The organism is Streptomyces sp. KLMMK (assembly GCF_036961605.1).
In the GTDB taxonomy this organism is placed as follows: Bacteria; Actinomycetota; Actinomycetes; order Streptomycetales; family Streptomycetaceae; genus Streptomyces; species Streptomyces telluris.
The window spans coordinates 1-1,919 of record NZ_JBAMDC010000678.1; the positions used below are offsets into that span (position 1 = coordinate 1).

At 75.0% G+C, this 1,919-nt stretch carries 2 protein-coding genes; both read right to left on the reverse strand.

Annotated features, from left to right (window positions below):
• Nucleotides 1-348: hypothetical protein (locus V7793_RS37045; RefSeq protein ID WP_336014073.1), on the reverse strand; the 348-nt coding region annotated here is incomplete at its 3' end.
• Nucleotides 349-422: 74 nt separating this feature from the next.
• On the reverse strand, nucleotides 423-1,919 hold a 1,497-nt coding region (locus V7793_RS37050), incomplete at its 5' end, for a glycosyltransferase family 39 protein (protein WP_336014075.1).

Here is a 1,919-nt window from a genome sequence, read left to right on the forward strand (position 1 = left end):
GGCGAGCGGCCCCGGCCCGGCGTACGAGGCGACGGCCCCGCACGACGCGACGGCGGTCAGGAAGGCCAGGCCGAGCGCCAGCCACAGGCAGGTGCGCACCGCCGACCGCCGCCGTGCGCTGCCCGGGGCACTGGCGGCGACCTCGCGGGCCAGCACCCAGGGCACGGTGGCGCCGGCGAGGGTGCCCACGCTGAGCAGGACCGAGGAGACGGCGGCGTAGACGGTGAAGTCGGGCGCGGACAGGCGGTGGACGAGGAACAGGGACAGCCCGTAGTTCCCCACGCCGACGAGAACGGCGGACAGGGCGAGGGGCAGGGCTCCGTGGACCGTCCCCTTCTCCGGGGACACGGAGGGCACTGCCGGAGCGGCGGGAATGGCAGGAGTGGCAGGAGTGGCAGGAGCGGCGGTCGTCGTCACCATCCTCACCCCGCCTTTCCGGGGCCGGCGACCAGCGCGCGGACGTCGTACACGCGCAGCGCCCCGACGGTCTTCCCGCGCTCGCTGTGGACGAGCCGGGCCTCGCGCTCCAGCACGCCGGGAAGCCGGGGGCCGATCCGCGCGTACCCCTGCTGCACCAGTTCGGTGGACAGCACGAGGTAGTCGACGCGGTCGCGCCTGAGGTCGGCCGTGGTCCGCCACTCGGCGAGCCGGGCGCCGGGCAGGACGAAGGACGTGCCCTCGTCGGTGGCCGCGACGACGCTGCCCTCGGGCAGGTGCGCACGGGACCAGGCCAGGGTTCGCCGGAGCGCGTCGTCGTGGCGGGTGTGGACGCGCGCCCAGACGACGGCGTTCGCGGTCAGGGCGAGGGCGGCGAGCACGGCCAGCGCCCTGGTCGCCGTGGCACTGCCCCTGCCGCTGTCCCCGTCCCTGTCCCTGCCCCTGTCCCGGAGGAGGACGTCGGCCGCGAGGACGACGGCGGCCGTGCTGGTGACGACCAGCGGGTAGAACATCTGCTCCTCGAGGGTGCCCAGCGCCATGGCGTACAGCAGGTGCAGCAGCGTGCATGCCGCCCACGCCGTGATCAGGATCCGCCCGGGCCCGCCGGCGAACATCCGGGGGCGCCGGACGCGGGACCACAGCAGCCACGCCGTGGCGGCGGTGCCCAGAGCGATCAGCGCGTAGGGAACGGCGAACTGGCCGAGCTGGACGAGCAGCCGGTCGGTGAACGCGACCGAGCCGTCACCGCTGTTGAAGCCGCTGATCTGCTTGATGCCGAGGGCGCGGGCGATGCCGTCGGTCTTCTGCGCCCACCACGCCGCCCAGTTGCCGGTCGCGGCCGTCGTCACGACGTACACCGCGTAGCCGGCGAGCGTGACGGCGGCGGCCGTCAGCCGCGTCCGCCGCACCTCGCCGCGGGCCGCCAGGCCCAGGACGGTGACGGGCAGGAACGTGCCCAGCGCGTAGGGCTCCTTGGTGGTCACCGCGAGCGCGAACAGCAGCCCCGCGCCGACACCGGTGGCGGCCCGCCCGCGCGGGGTGCCCGGGGTGCGGGCGAGGACCAGCATGCCGAGCGCGGCGGCGGCCGTGGCCTGGGCCTCCAGCATGACGCGGCTGTCGAAGCGGTTCAGGAACGGGTCGAGTGCGAGGAACAGCCCGGCGAGCAGCGCGGGCGGGGTCCGGACGGCGCGGCGCAGCAGCGCGGTGACGGCGACGACGGTCAGCGCGCCGGTGACGGCGACGACGGGCCGCAGGTCGAGCACCTGGTGCAGCAGGTCGCCGGACCCCTGGCCGGTGAGGCGCATGAAGGCGGCCAGCAGTGCGAAGAGGGCGGGCGGGTGGAGTGCGAAGAACTGCCCGTCGAAGACCGGGCCGTGGCCGTCGGCGAGGTGACGGCTGATGGCGGTGTAGTAGAGCTCGTCGACGAAGACGTCGTAGGAACGGCCGGTGAAGGCCAGTCGCAGGGCGAGTGCGAGGGCGAA